16 protein-coding genes, 1 tRNA gene and 1 pseudogene are annotated in these 18,999 nt (G+C 67.3%); 16 read left to right on the forward strand and 2 right to left on the reverse strand.

Annotated elements, in window-relative coordinates; all coding sequences use genetic code 11:
* From RWX87_RS03655 to prmC, 5 genes are all read left to right on the forward strand, one after another.
* Window positions 1-201, forward strand: a 201-nt coding sequence (locus tag RWX87_RS03655; RefSeq protein WP_314687061.1) for a hypothetical protein, incomplete at its 5' end; no start/stop codon positions are given.
* 127 nt (window positions 202-328) lie between these two features.
* Window positions 329-402, forward strand: a tRNA-Ile gene (locus RWX87_RS03660).
* A 238-nt stretch (window positions 403-640) separates the two neighbouring features.
* Window positions 641-853, forward strand: a complete 213-nt coding sequence (gene rpmE, locus RWX87_RS03665; protein ID WP_314687063.1) for a 50S ribosomal protein L31 — start codon at window positions 641-643, stop codon at window positions 851-853.
* Window positions 854-1,017: 164 nt separating this feature from the next.
* Entirely contained in the window at window positions 1,018-2,106 is a 1,089-nt protein-coding gene (gene prfA / locus RWX87_RS03670) for a peptide chain release factor 1 (protein ID WP_314687065.1), read from the forward strand.
* A gap of 116 nt (window positions 2,107-2,222) precedes the next feature.
* Window positions 2,223-3,137 carry a peptide chain release factor N(5)-glutamine methyltransferase gene (prmC, locus tag RWX87_RS03675; RefSeq protein WP_399552292.1) on the forward strand — a complete coding sequence of 305 codons (915 nt, stop codon included), beginning with the start codon at window positions 2,223-2,225 and terminating at the stop codon, window positions 3,135-3,137.
* On the opposite strand, the gene RWX87_RS03680 is transcribed toward prmC, so the two are convergent.
* Window positions 3,125-3,838: a sugar O-acetyltransferase gene (locus tag RWX87_RS03680; protein ID WP_314687069.1), complete on the reverse strand. Its 714-nt coding sequence runs from the start codon at window positions 3,836-3,838 to the stop codon at window positions 3,125-3,127. The two genes, prmC and RWX87_RS03680, sit on opposite strands and share 13 nt — an antisense overlap.
* Before the next feature lie 117 nt (window positions 3,839-3,955).
* Here RWX87_RS03680 and RWX87_RS03685 point away from each other — a divergent pair, with 117 nt between their 5' ends.
* The 8 genes from RWX87_RS03685 to RWX87_RS03720 all read left to right on the forward strand — a co-directional run bounded on the left by RWX87_RS03685 (window position 3,956) and on the right by RWX87_RS03720 (window position 13,687).
* Entirely contained in the window at window positions 3,956-4,639 is a 684-nt protein-coding gene (locus tag RWX87_RS03685; protein ID WP_314687071.1) for an L-threonylcarbamoyladenylate synthase, read from the forward strand.
* Entirely contained in the window at window positions 4,636-6,036 is a 1,401-nt protein-coding gene (locus tag RWX87_RS03690; protein WP_314687073.1) for an MraY family glycosyltransferase, read from the forward strand. The genes RWX87_RS03685 and RWX87_RS03690 overlap by 4 nt, the downstream gene beginning before the upstream one ends.
* Before the next feature lie 120 nt (window positions 6,037-6,156).
* The gene (gene guaB / locus RWX87_RS03695; RefSeq protein WP_314687074.1) at window positions 6,157-7,704 is read left to right on the forward strand and encodes an IMP dehydrogenase; all 1,548 of its coding nucleotides are present in this window, start codon (window positions 6,157-6,159) and stop codon (window positions 7,702-7,704) included.
* A gap of 207 nt (window positions 7,705-7,911) precedes the next feature.
* Window positions 7,912-8,619 carry an oligoribonuclease gene (gene orn, locus RWX87_RS03700; RefSeq protein ID WP_314687076.1) on the forward strand — a complete coding sequence of 236 codons (708 nt, stop codon included), beginning with the start codon at window positions 7,912-7,914 and terminating at the stop codon, window positions 8,617-8,619.
* Window positions 8,620-8,704: 85 nt separating this feature from the next.
* Window positions 8,705-9,700 carry a Cof-type HAD-IIB family hydrolase gene (locus RWX87_RS03705; protein WP_314687078.1) on the forward strand — a complete coding sequence of 332 codons (996 nt, stop codon included), beginning with the start codon at window positions 8,705-8,707 and terminating at the stop codon, window positions 9,698-9,700.
* Window positions 9,697-11,091 carry a PIF1 family ATP-dependent DNA helicase gene (locus RWX87_RS03710; RefSeq protein ID WP_314687079.1) on the forward strand — a complete coding sequence of 465 codons (1,395 nt, stop codon included), beginning with the start codon at window positions 9,697-9,699 and terminating at the stop codon, window positions 11,089-11,091. The genes RWX87_RS03705 and RWX87_RS03710 overlap by 4 nt, the downstream gene beginning before the upstream one ends.
* 52 nt (window positions 11,092-11,143) lie before the next feature.
* Window positions 11,144-12,961, forward strand: coding sequence for a proline--tRNA ligase (locus tag RWX87_RS03715; RefSeq protein WP_314687081.1), 1,818 nt, complete (start codon window positions 11,144-11,146; stop codon window positions 12,959-12,961).
* A 231-nt stretch (window positions 12,962-13,192) separates the two neighbouring features.
* Window positions 13,193-13,687 (forward strand): single-stranded DNA-binding protein, encoded by a 495-nt coding sequence (locus RWX87_RS03720; RefSeq protein WP_314687083.1) that lies wholly within the window; start codon window positions 13,193-13,195, stop codon window positions 13,685-13,687.
* Between the two features lie 54 nt (window positions 13,688-13,741).
* Here RWX87_RS03720 and RWX87_RS03725 read toward each other — a convergent pair whose 3' ends face one another.
* On the reverse strand, window positions 13,742-15,811 hold the full coding sequence (locus RWX87_RS03725) for a M13-type metalloendopeptidase (protein ID WP_314687084.1): 2,070 nt from the start codon (window positions 15,809-15,811) through the stop codon (window positions 13,742-13,744).
* Window positions 15,812-16,005: 194 nt separating this feature from the next.
* Between RWX87_RS03725 and RWX87_RS03730 the strand changes: the two are divergent.
* The 3 genes and pseudogenes from RWX87_RS03730 to RWX87_RS03740 all read left to right on the forward strand — a co-directional run.
* Window positions 16,006-16,581 (forward strand): annotated as a pseudogene (locus RWX87_RS03730) (HdeD family acid-resistance protein); the annotation flags it as partial.
* 112 nt (window positions 16,582-16,693) lie between these two features.
* Window positions 16,694-17,470: a type I methionyl aminopeptidase gene (map, locus tag RWX87_RS03735; RefSeq protein WP_314687086.1), complete on the forward strand. Its 777-nt coding sequence runs from the start codon at window positions 16,694-16,696 to the stop codon at window positions 17,468-17,470.
* 184 nt (window positions 17,471-17,654) lie between these two features.
* On the forward strand, window positions 17,655-18,950 hold the full coding sequence (locus tag RWX87_RS03740; RefSeq protein ID WP_314687088.1) for a citrate synthase: 1,296 nt from the start codon (window positions 17,655-17,657) through the stop codon (window positions 18,948-18,950).
* Window positions 18,951-18,999: the final 49 nt, after the last annotated feature.

Consider the following 18,999-nt stretch of genomic DNA (forward strand, 5'->3'; position numbering starts at 1 on the left):
TATCTGGACTCGTATGACGAGCTCCCCTCGTCGGGGAAGGGGTCGGAGCTGGTCATCGGCTGTGCGGACTTCCCCAGGGAAAGCGGCGTCGCGGCCACGCGCGTGGGGGACGTCTCTTCGATCGGATATGAGCTATGGGTGCTTCCGGGAGCGTTGCAGAGGAAGCTTGCACGGCAGGGGCTGACCGACATCGACGGCTGACTCCGCCGGCGCCCGGCTCCTTCCCGCTCGACTCTCCCGTCCATCATGCGTCGACGCCTGCCGCGCGCTTCGGTCCGGCCGCTTGCTAGACTGTTCGAGTTGGCCGGAGCCGGAACGCCCCGGCCAGGGGGCCCTAGCTCAGTCGGTCAGAGCAGCGGACTCATAATCCGTCGGTCCAGGGTTCAAGCCCCTGGGGCCCCACGCAACCCGTCGTGTCTGCCCCCGCAAGGGCGGCGGGCATGACCGGCGAAGACTCCGGAACGTGATCCGCGACCTCCATTCGTCACCGTTCGTTGCCGGCATCCGACGAATGCCGTCCGTCACGCCGTCGGCGCAGAGGGCCTTCGGTCGCGGGGCATGCCTATAATCCAACAGGTTCCGGTTCACGCCCGCCATCGGGGCGAGGCGACCCGGGTCCCCCGAATTCCCTAGGAGACATATGAAGCAGGGCATCCATCCCGACTATCACCCCGTGCAGGTCACCTGCTCGTGCGGCAACACCTTCGTCACCCGTTCGACGTATGCCGGCGATCACATGACCGTCGACGTGTGCGCCAAGTGCCACCCCTTCTACACCGGCAAGCAGAAGATCCTCGACACCGGCGGCCGCGTCGCCCGGTTCGAGAGGCGCTACGGCAAGAAGAGCAAGTAGCGTCGCCGACGCCAGTCCCCGCCTCCGGTCCAGTCCGTGCGAGGGCTGGCGTTTTCGTATGCGTGACCGTCCCGTCGGGCTTTGTGCAGGCGAGGACGTCGGACGTCATGATCGGCGCGGGGACGACGAAACCATGAGGATACGGCACAGGAAGGATGAGGTCGATGGCCGATGAGGAGTTTCCCGCCGCGCTGACGGCGGTGAAGGAGTATGAGGACCTCGAAAGGCGCATGAGCGACCCGGCGGTGGCCTCGGACCCGTCCGCCATCCGCAGGCTCGGCCGGCGCCATGCGGAGCTGGGCGTCATCGTCTCGGCCTACAGACGCTATGCCTCGACCCGCGACGACCTCGAGGCGGCCCGGGAGATGGCCGGGGAGGACGCCGAATTCGCCGCCGAAGCGACCAGGCTGGAGACGCTGCTTCCGAAGGAGGAGGAAGCCCTCCGCACGACTCTCGTCCCGCGGGATCCCGACGACTCCCGTGACGTGATCATGCAGATCAAGGCGGGGACCGGCGGCGAGGAGGCCGCGCTGTTCGCCGGCGACCTGCTTCGCATGTACTCACGCTACGCGGAGAAGCGGGGATGGACGGTGACCGTGCAGAGCGAGAACCGCACCGAGCTCGGCGGCGTCAAGGACGGCCAGGTGGCCATACGCGCGAAGGGTTCGCCGGCTCCGGAGGACGGCGTCTGGGCCAGCCTCAAATACGAGGGAGGCGTGCATCGCGTCCAGCGCATCCCCGTCACCGAGTCGCAGGGACGCATCCAGACGTCCGCCGCGGGGGTCATCGTCTTCCCCGAGGCGGACGAGGACGACGACGAGATCGAGATCGATCCCAAGGACCTCAAGATCGACATCTTCATGAGCTCCGGCCCCGGCGGGCAGTCGGTGAACACGACGTATTCGGCGGTGCGCATGACGCATGTCCCCACCGGAATCGTCGTGAGCATGCAGGACGAGAAGTCCCAGATCCAGAACAGGGCCGCCGCACTGCGCGTGCTCAAGTCGCGACTGCTCGCCATGAAGCATGAGAAGGAGGCCGCGGAGGCCGCCGACATGCGCCACTCGCAGGTCAGATCCCTCGACCGTTCGGAGCGCATCCGCACCTACAACTTCCCCGAGAACCGCATCGTCGACCATCGCACGAACTACAAGGCCTACAACCTCGACCAGGTTCTTGACGGCGACCTGCAGGCGGTGATCGACAGCGACATTCAGGCGGATGAGGCGGCCCGTCTGGAGGGACGCCGATGAGGTCCTCCGAAGTCCCGCGGACCGACGGGGCGGCCGCCCGTCCGTCGGAGACCGCCGGCATGGCCGGTGCCGAACCGCAAGACCCCGCCTCGCCCGTCACCGTCCCGGAGGCACTCCTGACCGCCGGGGACGTCGACGTCCTGGTGCGCAGGGCGGCCGTCGTGCTGAGAGCCGGGGGAGTGGAGAACGCCGACCATGACGCCGCCGTCCTGCTCGCCCACGTCTGCGGCGTGACGCGGACCGAGATCGACAGAGCCCGTCTTCTGGGGAAGGCCCTGCCGGCACTCGTCCGGGATGGCGTTGACTCCGTGCTGCGGGATTTCGCCGGCGTTCTTCGCCGACGCGCCTCCCGTGAGCCCCTGCAGACGATCGTCGGCCATGCGCCCTTCAGAAGCCTCGAGGTCGAGGTCGGGCCCGGCGTGTTCATCCCGCGCCCCGAGACGGAGGTCGTCGTGCAGACGGCGCTCGACTGGATCGTCGGAGAGGGCATCTACGGGCCTCGCGTCGTCGACCTGTGCACGGGCACCGGCGCCATAGGGCTGTCGGTGGCGGTGGAGGTCCCCGGTGCCGAGGTGTGGGCTGTGGAGCTGTCCGAGAGATCCGCCGCCTGGGCCGAGCGGAACCATCGGCGCGTGAGCGGCTCGCATCCAGGCGTCGCCTACGCCTTCCATCTCGTTCGCGGCGATGCCACCAGTCCCGCCACCCTGGCCTCGCTGGACGCTTCGGTGGACGTCGTCATCTCCAATCCGCCCTACATCCCGGAAAACCGCCCCGTCGAACAGCCCGAGGTGCGCGACCACGACCCGCGGATGGCCCTGTACGGAGGTTCAGCGGACGGCTCGGCCATCCCTGAGAGGATCGTCGACCGGGCGGTGGGGCTGCTGCGCCATGGCGGTCTTCTCGTCATGGAGCACGATGTGACGCAGGGCGACCAGCTTGCCGCCTATGCCCTCGCCCACGGGTTCGAGCGCGCCCGCACCGGGCGCGACTGGAGCGGGCGGCCCCGTGAGCTCGTGGCTCAGCGGGCGTAGTCCTGGAACTCGGCCGCATCCCCGTCGCCGATATGCCTCAGCACGCGCGCCGGGCTTCCGACCGCCACGCTGCCGGCGGGGATGTCATGGGTGACCACGGCCCCGGCCCCGATGACGGATCCCTCCCCGACCGTCACCCCGCCGAGCACGATCACGCCGCCTCCCAGCCAGCAGTTCGGTCCGATGGCGATGGGGCGGCCATACTCGTAGTCATAGGTGTGCCCGTCCGGGGCGATGCGCACGTTGCGGTCCTGCCAGCGCAGGGGATGCATGGCCGCCAGAAGCGACACGTTGGGTCCGATCAGCACGTCGTCGCCGATGATCACGGGGGCGCAGTCCAGGATCGTCAGCGAGAAGTTGGCGTAGACGCGCTCTCCGATCGTGGTGTGCACGCCGTAGTCGACATGCAGCGGTCCCGTGATGTCGAGATGTCCCCCGTGCCCGGGGAACAGGGCATCGAGGACCTCGCGGCGTCCCTCGCCGTCGCCTCGCGGGAGGGCGTTGAAGCGATGGCAGAGGTCCGCGGCGCGCTCCCTGAGATCGGCGAGCTCAGGGTCCGATGCATCGTAGAGCAGGCCCTTCAGCAGTCTGTCATGCTCGGATCCCCCCGCCGTCCGGGGTCGATAGGAGGGTGTCTCGGAGGCGTCTGCGCGGCCGCGACCGTCGGAACGGTGTGCGGCGTCATCGGAAAGCGTTGACATAGGGGTCTCCCTTCGGCGTCGGACGCCCGTTGGGCATGGGGCATCGGAGTGCACGTCTGGGCGCAATGGTGCAATGAGGGGTTGACGGCATGCGGATGAGACGGATGGGGAGGTTCGATGGCGACGGTTCTTCAGGTCGGCGAGGGCTCGCTGCGTCGCGCGGCGCGGATCGTGCGGGAGGGGGGAGTCATCGTCGTCCCCACCGACACGGTGTACGGCATCGCCTGCGACCCCTTCAACGAGTCGGCCGCGGAGCGGATCTATGAGGTCAAGCGACGCGAAAGGTCCAAGGCGCTGCAGGTGCTCATGTCCTCGCTGGGCGATCTGCGCGCCCTAGGCCTTGAACTTCCGCCGCCTCTTGACGTGCTGTCCGCGGGGTTCCTCCCCGGTCCCTTCTCTCCCATCGCCGTGGCGGGCGCGGACTGCGCCCTCGTCACCCCGAAGCGGGAGGCCGACGGGTCGCGCACCCAGGCCATCCGCATCCCCGACTCCGACGTCGCGCTCAGGGTGCTGCGGGCCACCGGTCCGCTGGCGGCCTCCAGCGCGAACAGGTCCGGCGAGCGAAGCGCGCAGAGCGTCGAGGAGGCGCAGGCCTCCCTCGGCGACGACGTCGACCTGTATCTCGATGGCGGACCGACGGCCAGCCATGTGGCGAGCACCGTCGTCGCGGCCGATTCCGATGGCGCCGACGGAGTGGTCGTCCTCCGCGAGGGAGTGATTCCGGCCGTCGAGATCCGCGAGGCCCTGAGGCGAGCCGCCGGGAGCAGGACGGCGCATGCCACCCGAGGGCCGGACGCGTGAGGGTCTATCTGCTTCTGGCCGCCATCGCGGGCGGGGTGACCTGGCTGGTCACGCCGCTGGTGCGGCATCTGGCCATCCGCATGGGCGCGGTCGGCCGGGTCAGGGCCAGGGACGTGCACACCGTCCCGACCCCCCGCATGGGCGGGCTGGGCATGCTCGTCGGATTCCTCGCCGCCATGCTCTTCGCCTGGCGCATCCCCTTCATCGGCCGGCTCTTCGCCGAAGGCCATCAGGCCTGGGTGGTGATGATCGGAGCCGTGCTCATCTGCCTGCTGGGCATGGCCGACGACATCTGGGACCTCGACTGGATGCTCAAGATGTCCGGGCAGCTGCTCATCTCCGTGTTCGTCGCATGGGGAGGGCTGCAGATCATCTCGCTGCCTCTGGGAAGCTCCCTGGTGACGGCGTCGCCGAGCCTGTCCATGGCCATCACCGCCTTCCTCATCGTGGCCTCCATCAACGCCGTGAACTTCGTCGACGGACTCGACGGCCTGGCCGCCGGCATCGTCGCCATAGGCGGCATCGCCTTCGGCGCGTACTCGTACATCCTCGCCAGGTCCTCGCCGAGCTACGCCTCGCTGGCCACGCTGATCGACGTGGCCATGGTGGGGACCTGCGTGGGCTTCCTGCTGCACAACTGGCATCCGGCGAAGCTGTTCATGGGGGATTCGGGGTCCATGCTTCTCGGGTATCTCATCACCTGCGCGTCCATCGTCATGACGGGCCATCTCGATCCCGCCTCGGTGCATGCGAGCATCTACCTGCCGGTGTTCGTTCCGGTCCTGCTGCCGGTGCTGGTGCTTTTCCTCCCCGTTCTGGACATGTGCATGGCCATCGTCAGACGTCTGAGCCACGGGCAGTCGCCGATGCATCCCGACCGCATGCATCTGCATCATCGGATGCTGCGGATCGGTCATTCCGTGCAGGGGGCGGTGCTCATCCTCTGGGGGTGGGCAGCGCTTATCGCCTTCGGATCGATCACCATCCTCGTCGTTCCGGCGGCGTACGTGCTGATCGGCATGGCCATCGCCGCGGCGCTGCTGTCGGCGGCGACGCTGTCGCCGTATCTCCGGCGTCGTCTTCCCGAGATCAGGCGGGAGAACGCGGAGCTGGGCTCCGCGAAGCATGCCGTCGCCGCTCCCGGACGTGGCCGGCGCGAGGGAGGCGCCTCTCGGATGCGGAAGAGCGACGGATGGGAGCCAGGCAAGGTCCCAACGGCTTCGACCGACGGTAAGCCATCATCCGCGGCGTCGTCCGGTGCGCCGTCGACGGATCCGACGGAGGGCGACCCGGCGTCCCCGCCATCCGTGCCGCATGCGTCCGATGCAGGAAGGAACGCCAGGCTCTCCGACGACGGCTCAGACGACGGCGGGCGCGAGCCCTGGCAGGGGATCTGAACGGGGTGCTCGTCGTTCCGAACGTCCGTCCAGGGCGGTCGGCCTCGCAGGAGCAAGGGAGGGCTCTGCGCCGAGAGCCGACGGGTGTCGCACGTCACCCGGCGCCCATATAGTGGCCCTATGGCTAACAATTCTGATGTGATCCCCCAGGCGCCATACGCCCCTCTGCCCCCGGTTTTCGCCAAGCTCGGACTGGCCTACGATGACGTGCTGCTTCTGCCCAACGAGACGGACGTCATCCCCTCCGAGGTCGAAACGACCACCCGCCTGACCCGTGAGATCACCATGAAGGTCCCGGCCATCTCGGCCGCCATGGACACCGTCACCGAATCCGACATGGCCATCGCCATGGCCCGCAACGGCGGCATCGGCGTGCTTCACCGCAATCTCTCCATCGACGACCAGGCCGCCCAGGTCGACGTCGTCAAGCGCAGCGAGTCGGGCATGATCACCGATCCGCTCACCGTCAATCCCGACGTCAGCCTTACGGACCTCGACAAGCTGTGCGGGCGCTTCCATATCTCAGGGCTTCCGGTCGTCGACAAGGACAACCGCCTCGTCGGCATCATCACCAACCGCGACATGCGATTCATCCCCTCCGAGGACTATGACCGTCTCACCGTCGCCGACGTCATGACCAAGGACGACCTGATCACCGGACCCTCCGACATCTCGCGTGAGGACGCCCATCGTCTGCTCGCGCAGCACAAGGTGGAGAAGCTGCCGCTCGTCGACGGGAGCGGCCGCCTCACCGGACTGATCACCGTCAAGGACTTCGTCAAGACGGAACAGTATCCCGACGCCACCAAGGACGGCCAGGGACGTCTTCGCGTGGCCGCCGGCGTCGGCTTCCTCGGCGACGCCTGGCAGCGCGCCTCCGCCCTTATGGAGGCCGGCGTCGACGTGCTCGTCGTCGACACCGCGAACGGGGAGGCGCGTCTCGCCCTCGACATGATCCGCCGGCTCAAGTCCGACCCCGCCTTCCGCGACGTGCAGATCATCGGCGGCAACGTGGCCACGCAGCAGGGCGCCCAGGCGATGATCGACGCGGGCGTCGACGCCGTCAAGATCGGGGTCGGCCCCGGTTCCATCTGCACCACGCGCGTCGTGGCCGGCGTCGGCGTTCCCCAGCTCACCGCCGTGTACGACGCGGCTCGGGCCTGCAAGGCCGCGGGCGTCCCCTGCATCGCCGACGGCGGCATCCACTACTCCGGCGACATAGCCAAGGCCCTCGTCGCCGGCGCGGACTGCGTCATGCTCGGCGGCGCGCTCGCCGGCTGCGAGGAGACTCCGGGGGAGAAGGTGCTGCTGCACGGCAAGCAGTACAAGCTCTACCGCGGCATGGGCTCGCTGGGCGCCATGGCCCCTCGCGGCCGCAAGTCCTACTCCAAGGACCGCTACTTCCAGGCGGACGTCACCAGCAACGACAAGGTCGTCCCCGAGGGAGTCGAGGGCGAGGTACCGTATCGTGGACCCCTGAACGCGGTCCTCTACCAGCTCATAGGAGGGCTGCATCAGTCGATGTTCTACGTGGGCGCGCACAACATCTCCGAGCTGCAGCAGCGGGGCCGCTTCATCCGCATCACCGACGCCGGACTGCGTGAGTCCCATCCGCATGACATCGTCATGACCGCCGAGGCCCCGAACTACACCGGCTTCCACAACTGACCGCCGACCGCCGGACCGGGTCGGCACGGCCCGAGTCCCGTTCCGTGATCGCCGAGGGTTCTCTCGCGGCGCGTGAGCAGTCTGAAGGAATGGATTCCCGGGGTCGGGTTCCGGCGCCTCCCGTCCCGGCGCGGCGGTAGTCTCGGGGGTTCGGATCGAACCATCCGTCGGTGTCGGCGGTGGACGGACCCGAGGAAAGGAAGCCCCATGGCTGATCGACAGGACGATCCCACGTTCACCCCCCAGGAGTCAAGGCTTATCTGGATCGACTGCGAGATGACGGGTCTTGACATCTTCCACGACGAGCTGTGCGAGGTGTCCGTCGTCCCCACGGACTTCGACCTCACCGTGCTCGACGAGGGCATCGACCTCGTCATCCGCCCATCCGAGGCCGCGGTCGCCGATATGAACGACTTCGTTCGCCGCATGCACACCTCCTCGGGACTCGTCGACGAATGGAGCCGGTCGGGGCTTTCCCTGGACGAGGCCCAGAAGCGCGTCGTCGACTACGTTTCGCGGTTCCTTCCCGCCCGCGGCAAGGCCCATCTGGCGGGCAACTCGGTGGGATCCGACAAGAAGTTCCTCGACCGCTACATGCCTGACCTCATGTCCCGCCTGCACTACCGGGTGATCGACGTGAGCACGCTCAAGGAGCTTGCGCGGCGCTGGTATCCGGCTGTTTACGAGGCGAAGCCCGCCAAGCACGGCGGGCATCGCGCCCTGGCGGACATCATCGAGTCCATCGACGAGCTGCGCTACTACCGGGACATGATATTCGTCCCCTCGCCCGGCCCGGGGGCCGAGGCCGCCGAGGCCGGGGCCGCACGGGTCGAGGGGACCAGCCTGCTTCGTCGCTACGAAGGCCAGGGCTCGCCCGTCGAGGACCCGAACCATCCCTCAAAGGCCGGATACTGACGCCACGGCCCCCCGCCGGCCTCCACCTCCGGCGGCCATGACCCGCGCATGCGCGCGGCGCCCATCCGAGGCAGAAGGAGAACGCATGACGGCAGCCGACTGGACGACCATTCCTTTCGAGAACCATGGCATCCGCCTCGTCGTGGCCGACATGGACGGCACGCTTCTTGACGCCTCCAGCCGGGTTCCCGACGTCTTCTGGTCCCAGCTGACGACCATGAGGAAACAGGGCGTCATCTTCGTTCCCGCGAGCGGGCGCCAGTACGCCACGCTGGAGCGCATGTTCGCACGGGCCAACGCCGGAGGCTCCTACATCGCCGAGAACGGCAACCTCGTGGTCTCCGACGGCAGGGTGGTGTCGGTGACCGGCATGGACGGCGCCGACGTGCGGCGGATGGTCGAGGCCGGGCTTTCCGCGCTGAAGTCGGGCAGCCACGACATCGGGATGGTGCTCTGCACCCCGGATTGCGCCTATGCCTCCCGCCGTGAGCCCGCCTTCCTCGCCGAGGCGGGGAAGTACTACGCGCGTCTGGAGCTCGTGCCCGATCTGCTCGACGTGCCCGGCACGGTGATCAAGGTCGCCGTATACGACTTCGGCGATGCCGAATCCACGGCCCGCGACGTGTTCGGCCCGTTTCGCGAAAGCCATCAGGTCGTCGTTTCGGGGCCGCACTGGGTGGACGTCATGGACCGTGGCACCGACAAGCTCCGCGGGGTCCTCGCCCTGCAGCGGACCCTTGGCATCGGACCGGAGCGAACGGCCGTGTTCGGCGACTACCTCAACGACCTCGAGATGCTGTCCGCGGGAGAGTGGTCCTTCGCGATGGCCAACTCCCATCCCCGCCTGTTCGAGGCAGCCAGATACCGAGCCCCCTCGAACGTCGACCTTGGCGTCCCGCGCGTGCTGGAGCGTCTTCTCGGACCTGCCCTCGCATGCCCCCCGACCGCCTCTGCCGATGCTGTCCGCCCGGATGCGGCTCGTTCCTCCGCCGGCGCCCGCCCCATGTCTTCCGATAGTTCCACCGATGCCGGATCTGCCGGCGGCGTGAACCCCGACCCCGGGGAGAGATCCCCGGAATGAGACAGAAGGACGCGCTGGAGATTCTCGGGACGGGGGCCAGCGCCTTTCTCACCGGGGCACCGGGAGCCGGCAAGACCTACGTCCTCAACGGCTTCGTCGCCCTCATGCGCGAAAGGGGAGCGCATGTGGCGGTTACGGCGTCCACGGGCATAGCCGCCACGCATGTCGACGGCCGGACGATCCATTCGTGGAGCGGCATCGGCGTGGCCACGACTCTGACGGATTCCCTGATGCGTACCATCCGGTCCCGTCGTCGGCGCCGCATCCAGGAGGCCGACGTCCTCGTCATCGACGAGGTGTCGATGATGCCCGCGTGGCTGTTCGACATGGTCGAGCGCGTATGCCGCGTCATCCGACACAGCCCCGATCCCTTCGGCGGCCTGCAGGTCGTGCTGTCGGGCGATTTCTTCCAGCTGCCTCCGGTAAGCCGTCCCGGCAGGGGTCTCGCACCCGAGGGAACGCCGGACGATCCCCTGCGTGAACGCTACAGGGAGGAGGGACGCGACCCCGACGGATTCGTCACGGAATCCTTCGCCTGGGATGATCTTTCCCCGCAGGTGTGCTATCTGACGGAGCAGCATCGTCAGGATGATTCGAGGTTGCTGGGCGTGCTCGAGGACGTGCGCCGCGGAGAAGTCGACGACGCGGACCGCGAGGTTCTCGCCGGTCGCGTCGGCCTCGAGCCCGAGGAGGGACTCGCGGCCGTGCATCTGTTCCCCGTCAACCGGCAGGCCGACGACCTCAACGGACGGCGTCTGGCGGCGATCGACTCACCGGCGCGGATCTTCACGGCGACCAGCGCGGGCCCCGCCGATCTCGTGCGGCAGCTGACCCGATCCATGCTGGCGCCCCAGCTGCTGGCGCTGAAAACCGGCGCGGCCGTCATGGCGCTGCGCAACGACCCCGAGGGGCAGTTCGTCAACGGCTCGGTCGGCACGGTGACGGGTTTCGCCCGTGAATCCGCCGGCGGCTGGCCGGTCGTGGCCTTCGACAACGGCCATGTCGCCACCATGAAGCCCGCGGACTGGGCGATGATGGACGGCGAGACGACGCTTGCCTCCGTCTCGCAGGTGCCTCTGCGATGCGCGTGGGCGATCACCATCCACAAGTCCCAGGGCATGACGCTGGACCGGGCCGTCATGGACCTGCGACGCACCTTCGCCCCTGGCATGGGCTACGTCGCGCTGTCTCGTGTCGAGGGGCTTGACGGTCTCTTCCTCGAGGGCATCGCCGAGAGTGCCTTCCTCGTCTCCCCGCGCGCGGTGGAGCTCGACGACGACCTCCGTGGCAGCTCGCATGAGGCCGAGGCGCTTCTCGCCGCATCGGGCCCCGAGGCCTTCGTCCGCAGGGAACGGACGGACGACGAGTTCTCGCAGGGCGGGCTGTTCTAGTTCGGTCCGGCAGCTCCTCCCGATGTCCCCTCGCGGGCATACCTTGGGGCGCATGACCGCCACAGCACTTCGCATGTCGACACTGTTTCTGCGCACCCTGAGGGAGGATCCCGCCGATGCCGACGTCGACTCCGCCCGTCTGCTTCAGCGCGCAGGCTACATCCGCAAGGCCGCGCCCGGGATCTGGACGTGGCTGCCCCTCGGTCTGCGGGTGCTCGGCAAGGTGGAGGCCATCGTCCGCGAGGAGCTTAACGGCATCGGCGCCCAGGAGGTGCACTTCCCCGCGCTGCTGCCGCGCGAGCCCTACGAGGCCACCCATCGCTGGGAGGAGTACGGCGAGAACATCTTCCGCCTCAAGGACCGCCACAAGGCCGACTACCTGCTGGCTCCCACGCATGAGGAGATGTTCACGCTCCTCGTCAAGGACATGTACTCCTCGTACAAGGACCTGCCCGTCACCCTTTACCAGATCCAGACGAAGTACCGTGACGAGTTCCGTCCCCGCGCCGGTCTCATCCGCGGCCGTGAGTTCGTCATGAAGGACGCCTACTCCTTCACCATCGACGAGGAGGGGCTCCGGAAGGCCTACCTCGATGAACGTGGTGCCTATGAGCGCATCTTCCGGCGCCTCGGCGTCGACTACGTCATCGTCCATGCCATGTCGGGGCCGATGGGGGGCTCCGCCTCCGAGGAGTTCCTCTGCCCGCTGGCCATCGGCGAGGACACCTTCGCGCTTGCCCCCAACGGCAAGGCCTGGAACGTCGAGGCTCTGACCACCCCCAGGCCCGAGGACGCCGACTTCTCGTCCGCGCCGGCGCTGCAGGAGATGGAGACCCCCGATTCCGCCACCATCGACAGCCTCGTCTCCCAGGCCAACGCCCTGCATCCGCGTGAGGACGGTCGTGCCTGGACGGCGGCCGACACGCTCAAGAACCTCGTCATCGCCGTCAGACATCCCGAGGACGCCAGACATGACGAGCCGTGGCGTGAGATCGTCGCGGTCGGCGTCCCGGGCGACCGCCAGGTGGATCTCAAGCGTCTTGAGGCGCAGTTCGCTCCCGCCGAGATCGAGGAGGCCACCGAGGACGATCTCCGGGCCCATCCCGAGTTCGTCAAGGGCTATATCGGCCCGCGCGTTCTCGGTCCTCAGGCCAGGAACGATGACTCCATCGCCGACCCCGTGCGCTATCTCATGGATGCCCATGTCGCCCGTGGCTCCGCCTGGATCACCGGTGCCGACAGGAAGGGCGTGCATGTGTTCCACGCCGTCTATGGACGGGACTTCGAGGCTGACGGCATCGTCGAGGCCGTGGAGGTCCGTCATGGCGACATGAGTCCCGACGGCTCCGGCCCCCTGAGCTTCCAGCGCGGCGTGGAGATAGGGCAGGTCTTCCAGCTCGGGCTCAAGTATTCCAACGCCCTGGGTCTCAAGGTCCTTGACGGCAACGGTAAGGCCGTCCCCGTATGGATGGGCTGCTATGGCATCGGCGTTTCGCGCGTCATCGCCTGCATCGCCGAGGCCCACCACGACGAGCGCGGACTGGACTGGCCAGCGGCCGTCGCACCCGCCCAGGTGCACGTCATTGCCACGGGCAAGGACCAGAAGGCCTTCGATGCCGCCGATGCCCTCGTCGCCCAGCTGGAGTCGCGCGGCATCGAGGTGCTGTACGACGACCGTCGCAAGGTCTCGCCAGGTGTGAAGTTCAGGGACTCCGAACTCATCGGCGTCCCTCTGGTGGCGGTCGCGGGACGGGACACCGTCGCCAACGGGACGATCGAGGTGCGGACGCGCACGGGTGCCGACCTGGTCGCCGTTCCCGCCGATGCGGCCGCCGACGAGCTCGTCCGGCGGCTGGCGGCGCTGAGCTAGGGCGTATCCGGCCGGCGCGTTTGACCACAGGCATGTCCGGACCGGTCTTTCTCACGGATTCGTGTCCGATGGTGGGAGCGCCGCCGGGGCCGTGACGAACCAGGCGGAGTCGTCATCCCAAGGATTCCGACGCCCGTCATGCGCGGCCCCTCTGGCGGACCACGCGACGGGGGATGACCATGTCCTCCTGCGCGTCGTCGGATCGGACATCGTCGAGAGAACGGGAAGAACATGGCACAGCAGGGGGCAGTAGTCATCACCGGATACGTCGGAGCGGAACCGACGTCCTTCGGCAGACAGGGGGGAACGGCGGCATGCTCGTTCCGCCTGGGATCCACCAGACGCTTCTTCCATCCGGGGGATGGTGCATGGCGAGACCATCCGACGGTATGGATCACGGTCAAGGCGTTCCGCACTCTGGCCGTGAACGTGGAGTCAAGCCTGCACAGGGGCGATCCGGTCATCGTGACCGGAACGCTGGCGAGCGAGGAGTGGACGAAGGAGGGCGTCGTCCACTCCTCGCTGGTTCTTGAGGCATCCTCGATAGGTCATGATCTGTCGAGGGGAACGAGCGCTTTCACCAGGTCGTCCCCCGGACGGCAGGAGGACGGAATTCCTGAGGGCGATCTCCCGCGTGTGGCGGCGGATGGGCCTCGTCAGCCTGAACCCGTCGGCGTCACGGGGGACGCGGGCGACATCGACGGGTTCGACGTGGGGGTGATGTGATGCCCGCCGTCCTTGCCGCCGCCGAGGGTCGAGACCGACGGCGGGACGCCGAACCTACCAGATGCGTACGCGACGGCCGGGGTCCAGCCACATCCTGTTGCCGGGGCGTACGTCGAACGCCCCATAGAAGGCGTCGACGTTGCGGACGATGCCGTTGGTGCGGAACTCCGCCGGGGAATGCGGGTCGATCTGCAGGTACTGCTCCGCCAACTCGTCACGCTGCGTGGTGCGCCAGATGGAGGCGTAGCTGAGGAAGAAGCGCTGCACCCCCGTGAACCCGTCGATGACGGGGGCCTGGTCCAGTATCCTGAGCACCGTTTCGGATGATCCGTCCGGGACGGTGCCCAGCTGCGTCTGCAGCGCGAGGGCATAGGCCTTGAGCGCGATGTTGACGCCCGACAGGTCGCCGATGTTCTCTCCGATGGTCAGGGAGCCGTTGACATGCGGGGCCTTCGACGGGTCGTCCGCGTACCTCTCCAGCAGCTGCGAGGGGACGAAGGCGTCGTACTGCTCGATAAGCGCATGAGTGCGGGTCTCGAAGTTGTCCCGATCCTGCGGCGTCCACCAGTCGTCGAGCCGTCCGTCGCCGTCGTAGCGGCTGCCCTGGTCGTCGAAGCCATGACCGATCTCGTGGCCGATGACGGTGCCGATCCCGCCGTAGTTCGCCGCATCCTCCGCATGCGGATCGAAGAACGGGGGTTGGAGGATGGCGGCAGGGAACACGATGACGTTCATCGTCGGCTCGTAGTAGGCGTTCACCGTCTGGGGGTTCATCAGCCATTCGTCGCGGTCCACGGGACGGCCCGCCTTCGACAGCTGGAATCCGGACTCGTCGAGGCATACGGCCCGCATGTTCTCCACCAGCCCCCTGCCGGCGTCGACGTCCAGCGGCCCGTAGTCGCGCCAGTGGGTCGGGCATCCGATCTTGGGGACGAACTTCGACAGCTTCTCCAGCGCCTTCGTCTTGGTCTCCTCGCCGAGCCAGTCGCTGGAGGAGATGGAGACGCGGTAGGCCTCGATGAGGTGGGAGACGAGCTCCCGCATGCGGCGACGCGACTCGTCCGGGAAGTGCAGGCGGACGTATTCGCGGCCGACGTCCTCACCGCAGCTCGAGTTGACCAGCGACACCGCGCGCTTCCATCGGTCGCGCTGGGCCTTGGCGCCCGACAGCGTCCGACCGTAGAAGTCGAAGTTCGTCGAATCGAAGTCGGAGGAGAGCATCGGGGCCCAGGCGATGAGCACATGGACGCGTGCCCAGAGCTTCAGGTCGTCGAGCGTCGCGTCACGCCAGAAGGCATCGAGTCCGGAGACGAAGCCGGGTTCGTGCACGATGACGCGTCCCAGCGCGGACCTGAGGTCCAGGGGTCGCGCGACGGCCGCGGAGGAGGCGTCGTAGGATCCCTGCCAGGCGGTGATCCAGCGTTCCACGTCCACATCCGGAAGCATGGCCGACAGCTCGTCGAAGGTCGCGGGGTTGTAGGTCTTCCGTGAGTCACGGGTGGCGACGTTGTCCCAGTGGTGGGAGGCGATCGTCGTCTCCACCTGGAGCAGGCGGGAGGCCTGCCGGTCGGGGTCGTCATAGCCCGCGTGGCGGAGCTGCTCGGCCACCATGCGCACGTAGGCGGCGCGTATGCCCTCGTGTCGGTGGTCGCGGTAGTACGCCTCGTCCGGAAGACCCAGGCCCCCCTGCTCGAGATGGACGATGCTGACGTCGGGGTCCCCGGGGTCGCCGTAGACGGCGGAGTCGATGAGGTCCGGCCCGCCCAGGGGATTGAGGCTTCCGAGGACATCGAGAAGGGCTCCCTTGTCCGAAGCGCGGTCGACGGCATCAAGGTCCGGGCGGATGGGGTCGACCCCGGCAGCATCGATGGCCTCGACGTCAAGGAAGGTCCGGTACAGGATCCGCGACTTCACGGCGGGGCAGTCCTCCTCCTCGAGGATGTCACGCACGTCGCTTTCCGCCTGCTCGGCAAGACGGTCGAAGGACCCGTACCGTGAACGGTCATCGGGAAGGCGGTAGGTGTCGATCCAGGGGCCGTTGACGTGGCGGAAGAGGTCGTCGGCCGGGGGGGTGACGGCGGAGAACGATGCAGGGTCTATGCCGGATTCCAAGGGTGTCGTCATGGCTTCACCCTATCCGCGCGAGATGACAACCCGGACGGATTTCCGTGATGGGCCGTCCCCTCCTACCATGGGTGCAGGAGCGTCGCATCGGGCGGTGCCGGATCGGAGACGACGGGGCCAGGGCCTTCGCGAGTCCCAGGAAGGAACGCAGGACGATGAACGATGACGAACCACGAATGGGCGACGTGAGATCCGACGCCGGCCCCTTCCGCCTCATCGAGGAGCTGCTGACCACCAGGGCCAGGAACGCCATTCGAGCAGGATACGCGCTGCTCGGTCTTGCCGCGGTGCTACTCGGCATCGCCCTGCTGTTCTGGCCGGTGCGCACGCTGGCCGTCGTGGCCGTGCTGCTGGGCATCTACTTTCTCGTCTCCGGCGTGGTCCGCATCGTGAGCGCCATCGTGGAGCTCGGTCTTCCCGCAGGATGGCGTGTCCTCGACATCCTCGTCGGGGTGATGCTCTCCGTCGGAGGCATCGTGATGCTGAGGAACGCGACGCTGTCGGCGGCCGTGCTTGCCATCCTCGTCACGGTGACGATCGGCATCGGCTGGATGATGGAGGGCGTCGTCGCCCTGGCGGAGTCCTGGAGGACCACGCGATCGGGATGGGCGGTGGCCTATGGCCTTTTGTCGCTTGTCGCCGGAATTCTCGTCCTCGTCTTCCCCGTCTCGTCCACGGGGACGCTCGTGGTCTTCGCCGGGGCCGCTCTCGCCGTGCTGGGCGTGATGGCCCTGGCGAGGGCCTTCACCTTCGGCCGCGCCTCGCGCTGAGAGTGTTCGTTTCCTGAGTCATATCCGGACCCGGGGTATCCGCCGATTCTCAGGGGACCGAGGGACGGACGCCGTCCTTCGCTTGTTCGCCCGAACCACTAGGGTGATGGCCATGATCGAACTGAAAACACCCTCGGAGATTGAGGAGATGAAGCCCGCCGGACGCTTCGTCGGGTCCATACTCAAGGAGCTCAGGACCCGCACCAAGGTCGGCACCAATCTGCTGGACATCGACGACTACGTGCGTCGTCGCATCGAAAGCCGCAAGGGAGCGGAATCCTGCTACGTCGACTACGCTCCGGACTTCGGCACCGGCCCCTTCGCCCACTACATCTGCATCTCCGTCAACGACGCCGTCCTGCACGGCGTCCCGTACGACTACACGCTCAGGGACGGGGATCTGGTCAGTCTCGACCTCGCGATCAGCGTGGACGGATGGGTCGGCGACTCGGCCATCAGCTTCGTCGTCGGTGACGATCCCGACCCCGAGGACCTGCGTCTCATCAGATGCACGGAGGACGCCCTCGCCGCCGGAATCGGCCAGGCGCAGCCCGGCAACAGGCTCGGCGACGTGTCCGCGGCCGTCGGCGACGTGGCGCGCTCGCAGGGATACACCGTGAACGTCGAGTTCGGGGGTCATGGAGTCGGCCATGTCATGCACGGCGACCCGCATGTGGCGAACGACGGGCGCGCGCATCACGGCTACAGGCTGCGTCCGGGCCTGGTCATCGCGATCGAGCCATGGTTCATGGCCACCACCGACGAGATCTACCAGGATCCGAAGGACGGATGGACCCTGCGTTCCTCCGACGGCTCGCGAGGGGCGCATACGGAGCATACGATCGCCATCACCGAAGGCGGACCCGTCATCCTCACGACGAGGGACTGAGGAATTTGGCGCGCGCGGACAGCCCGGACGGCCTCCATGGGGCCGGCCGCGAAGAGGCCGGGGATCCCGGTACGGAGGAGACGGGATGTCTCGACATGGCATCCATCGGATATCGGACGACAATCGGATGACGGACGACCGTGATGCCGATCACGGTGATGAAGTACGAAAGGGGAGCGATCATATGGCGACGGCCCATCTCGAGGTGGATTCGAACACGTTCTCTCTTCCGGTCGTCAAGGCCACCGACGGGCCGGACGGCATCGTGGTATCCGGCCTTCGCAACGACGGCTGGGTCACCCTCGACCCCGGCTTTCTGACGACGGCCCAATGTGAATCGAAGATTACCTATATCGATGGGGCGAACTCGATTCTCCGATACCGCGGCTATCCGATCGAGCAGCTCTGCGAGAAGTCCGACTTCCTCGAGGTCGCCTGGCTGCTGCGTCATGGAGAGCTTCCCACCCAGGAGCAGTACGACCGTTTCTGCTCGGCCGTCAACCACCGCACGATGGTCGGTGAGGACTTCCGCACGTTCATGGGATCGTTCCCGCGCAGCGCGCATCCCATGAGCATGCTCGCTTCGGCGGTCAACGCCCTGGCGACCTTCTATCCGGACACGAACGACGTGTCCGATTCCGACCAGCTCGACGAGGCGGCCACCATCATCATGGCGAAGGCCCGGACCATCGTCAGCTACATCTTTCGGCGGAGACGCGACGAACCCATGCTCTTCCCCGACTATTCGCGCGGTTACGTCGACGACTTTCTGCGCATGTGCTTCGCGGTGCCCTACGAGCCCTTCGAATCCGATCCCCTGTACGTGCATGCCCTGGGACGTCTGCTCATCATCCACGCCGACCACGAACAAAACTGCTCCACGTCCGTGGTGCGGATCGCCGGCAGCGCGCATGCGAGCCTCTATTCGGCCATCGCCGCCGGCATCAACGCCCTCTCCGGCCCACTGCACGGGGGGGCGAACGAGGCGGTCCTCCGGCAGCTCAAGGCCATCCGGGATTCAGGGAAGTCGGTCAAGGAATTCGTGGAGTGGTCCAAGGCCAACGGCGTGCGCATCTCCGGACTGGGGCATCGCGTCTACAAGTCCTACGACCCCCGTGCCGCCATCGCCCGCAAGTATCTGGAGATGATCATGGAGCGCGAGGACACCTCGCGACTTCCCGAGGACGAACGCGCGCTTTTCGGCGTGGCCACGGAGCTTGAGAAGATCGCCATGAACGACGACTACTTCGTTTCCCGTCATCTGTATCCGAACGTCGACTTCTACACCGGCCTTATCTACCGGTCGATCGGTTTCGACCCGGCCATGTTCACCACGCTTTTCGCTCTGGGCCGCATCCCCGGATGGATCGCCCAGTACCGCGAGATGCTCTCGGACCCCAAGACGAAGATCGGCAGACCGCGCCAGGTGTACACCGGCGAACCCAGACGGGACTACATACCGATGGACCGGCGCGGCTAGGGGGAGAGTCCGCGCGTCCGACCGTCGCGCAGGAACCATGGGGCCGAGG

Source organism: uncultured Bifidobacterium sp., assembly GCF_963540075.1.
Classification (GTDB): Bacteria; Actinomycetota; Actinomycetes; order Actinomycetales; family Bifidobacteriaceae; genus Bifidobacterium.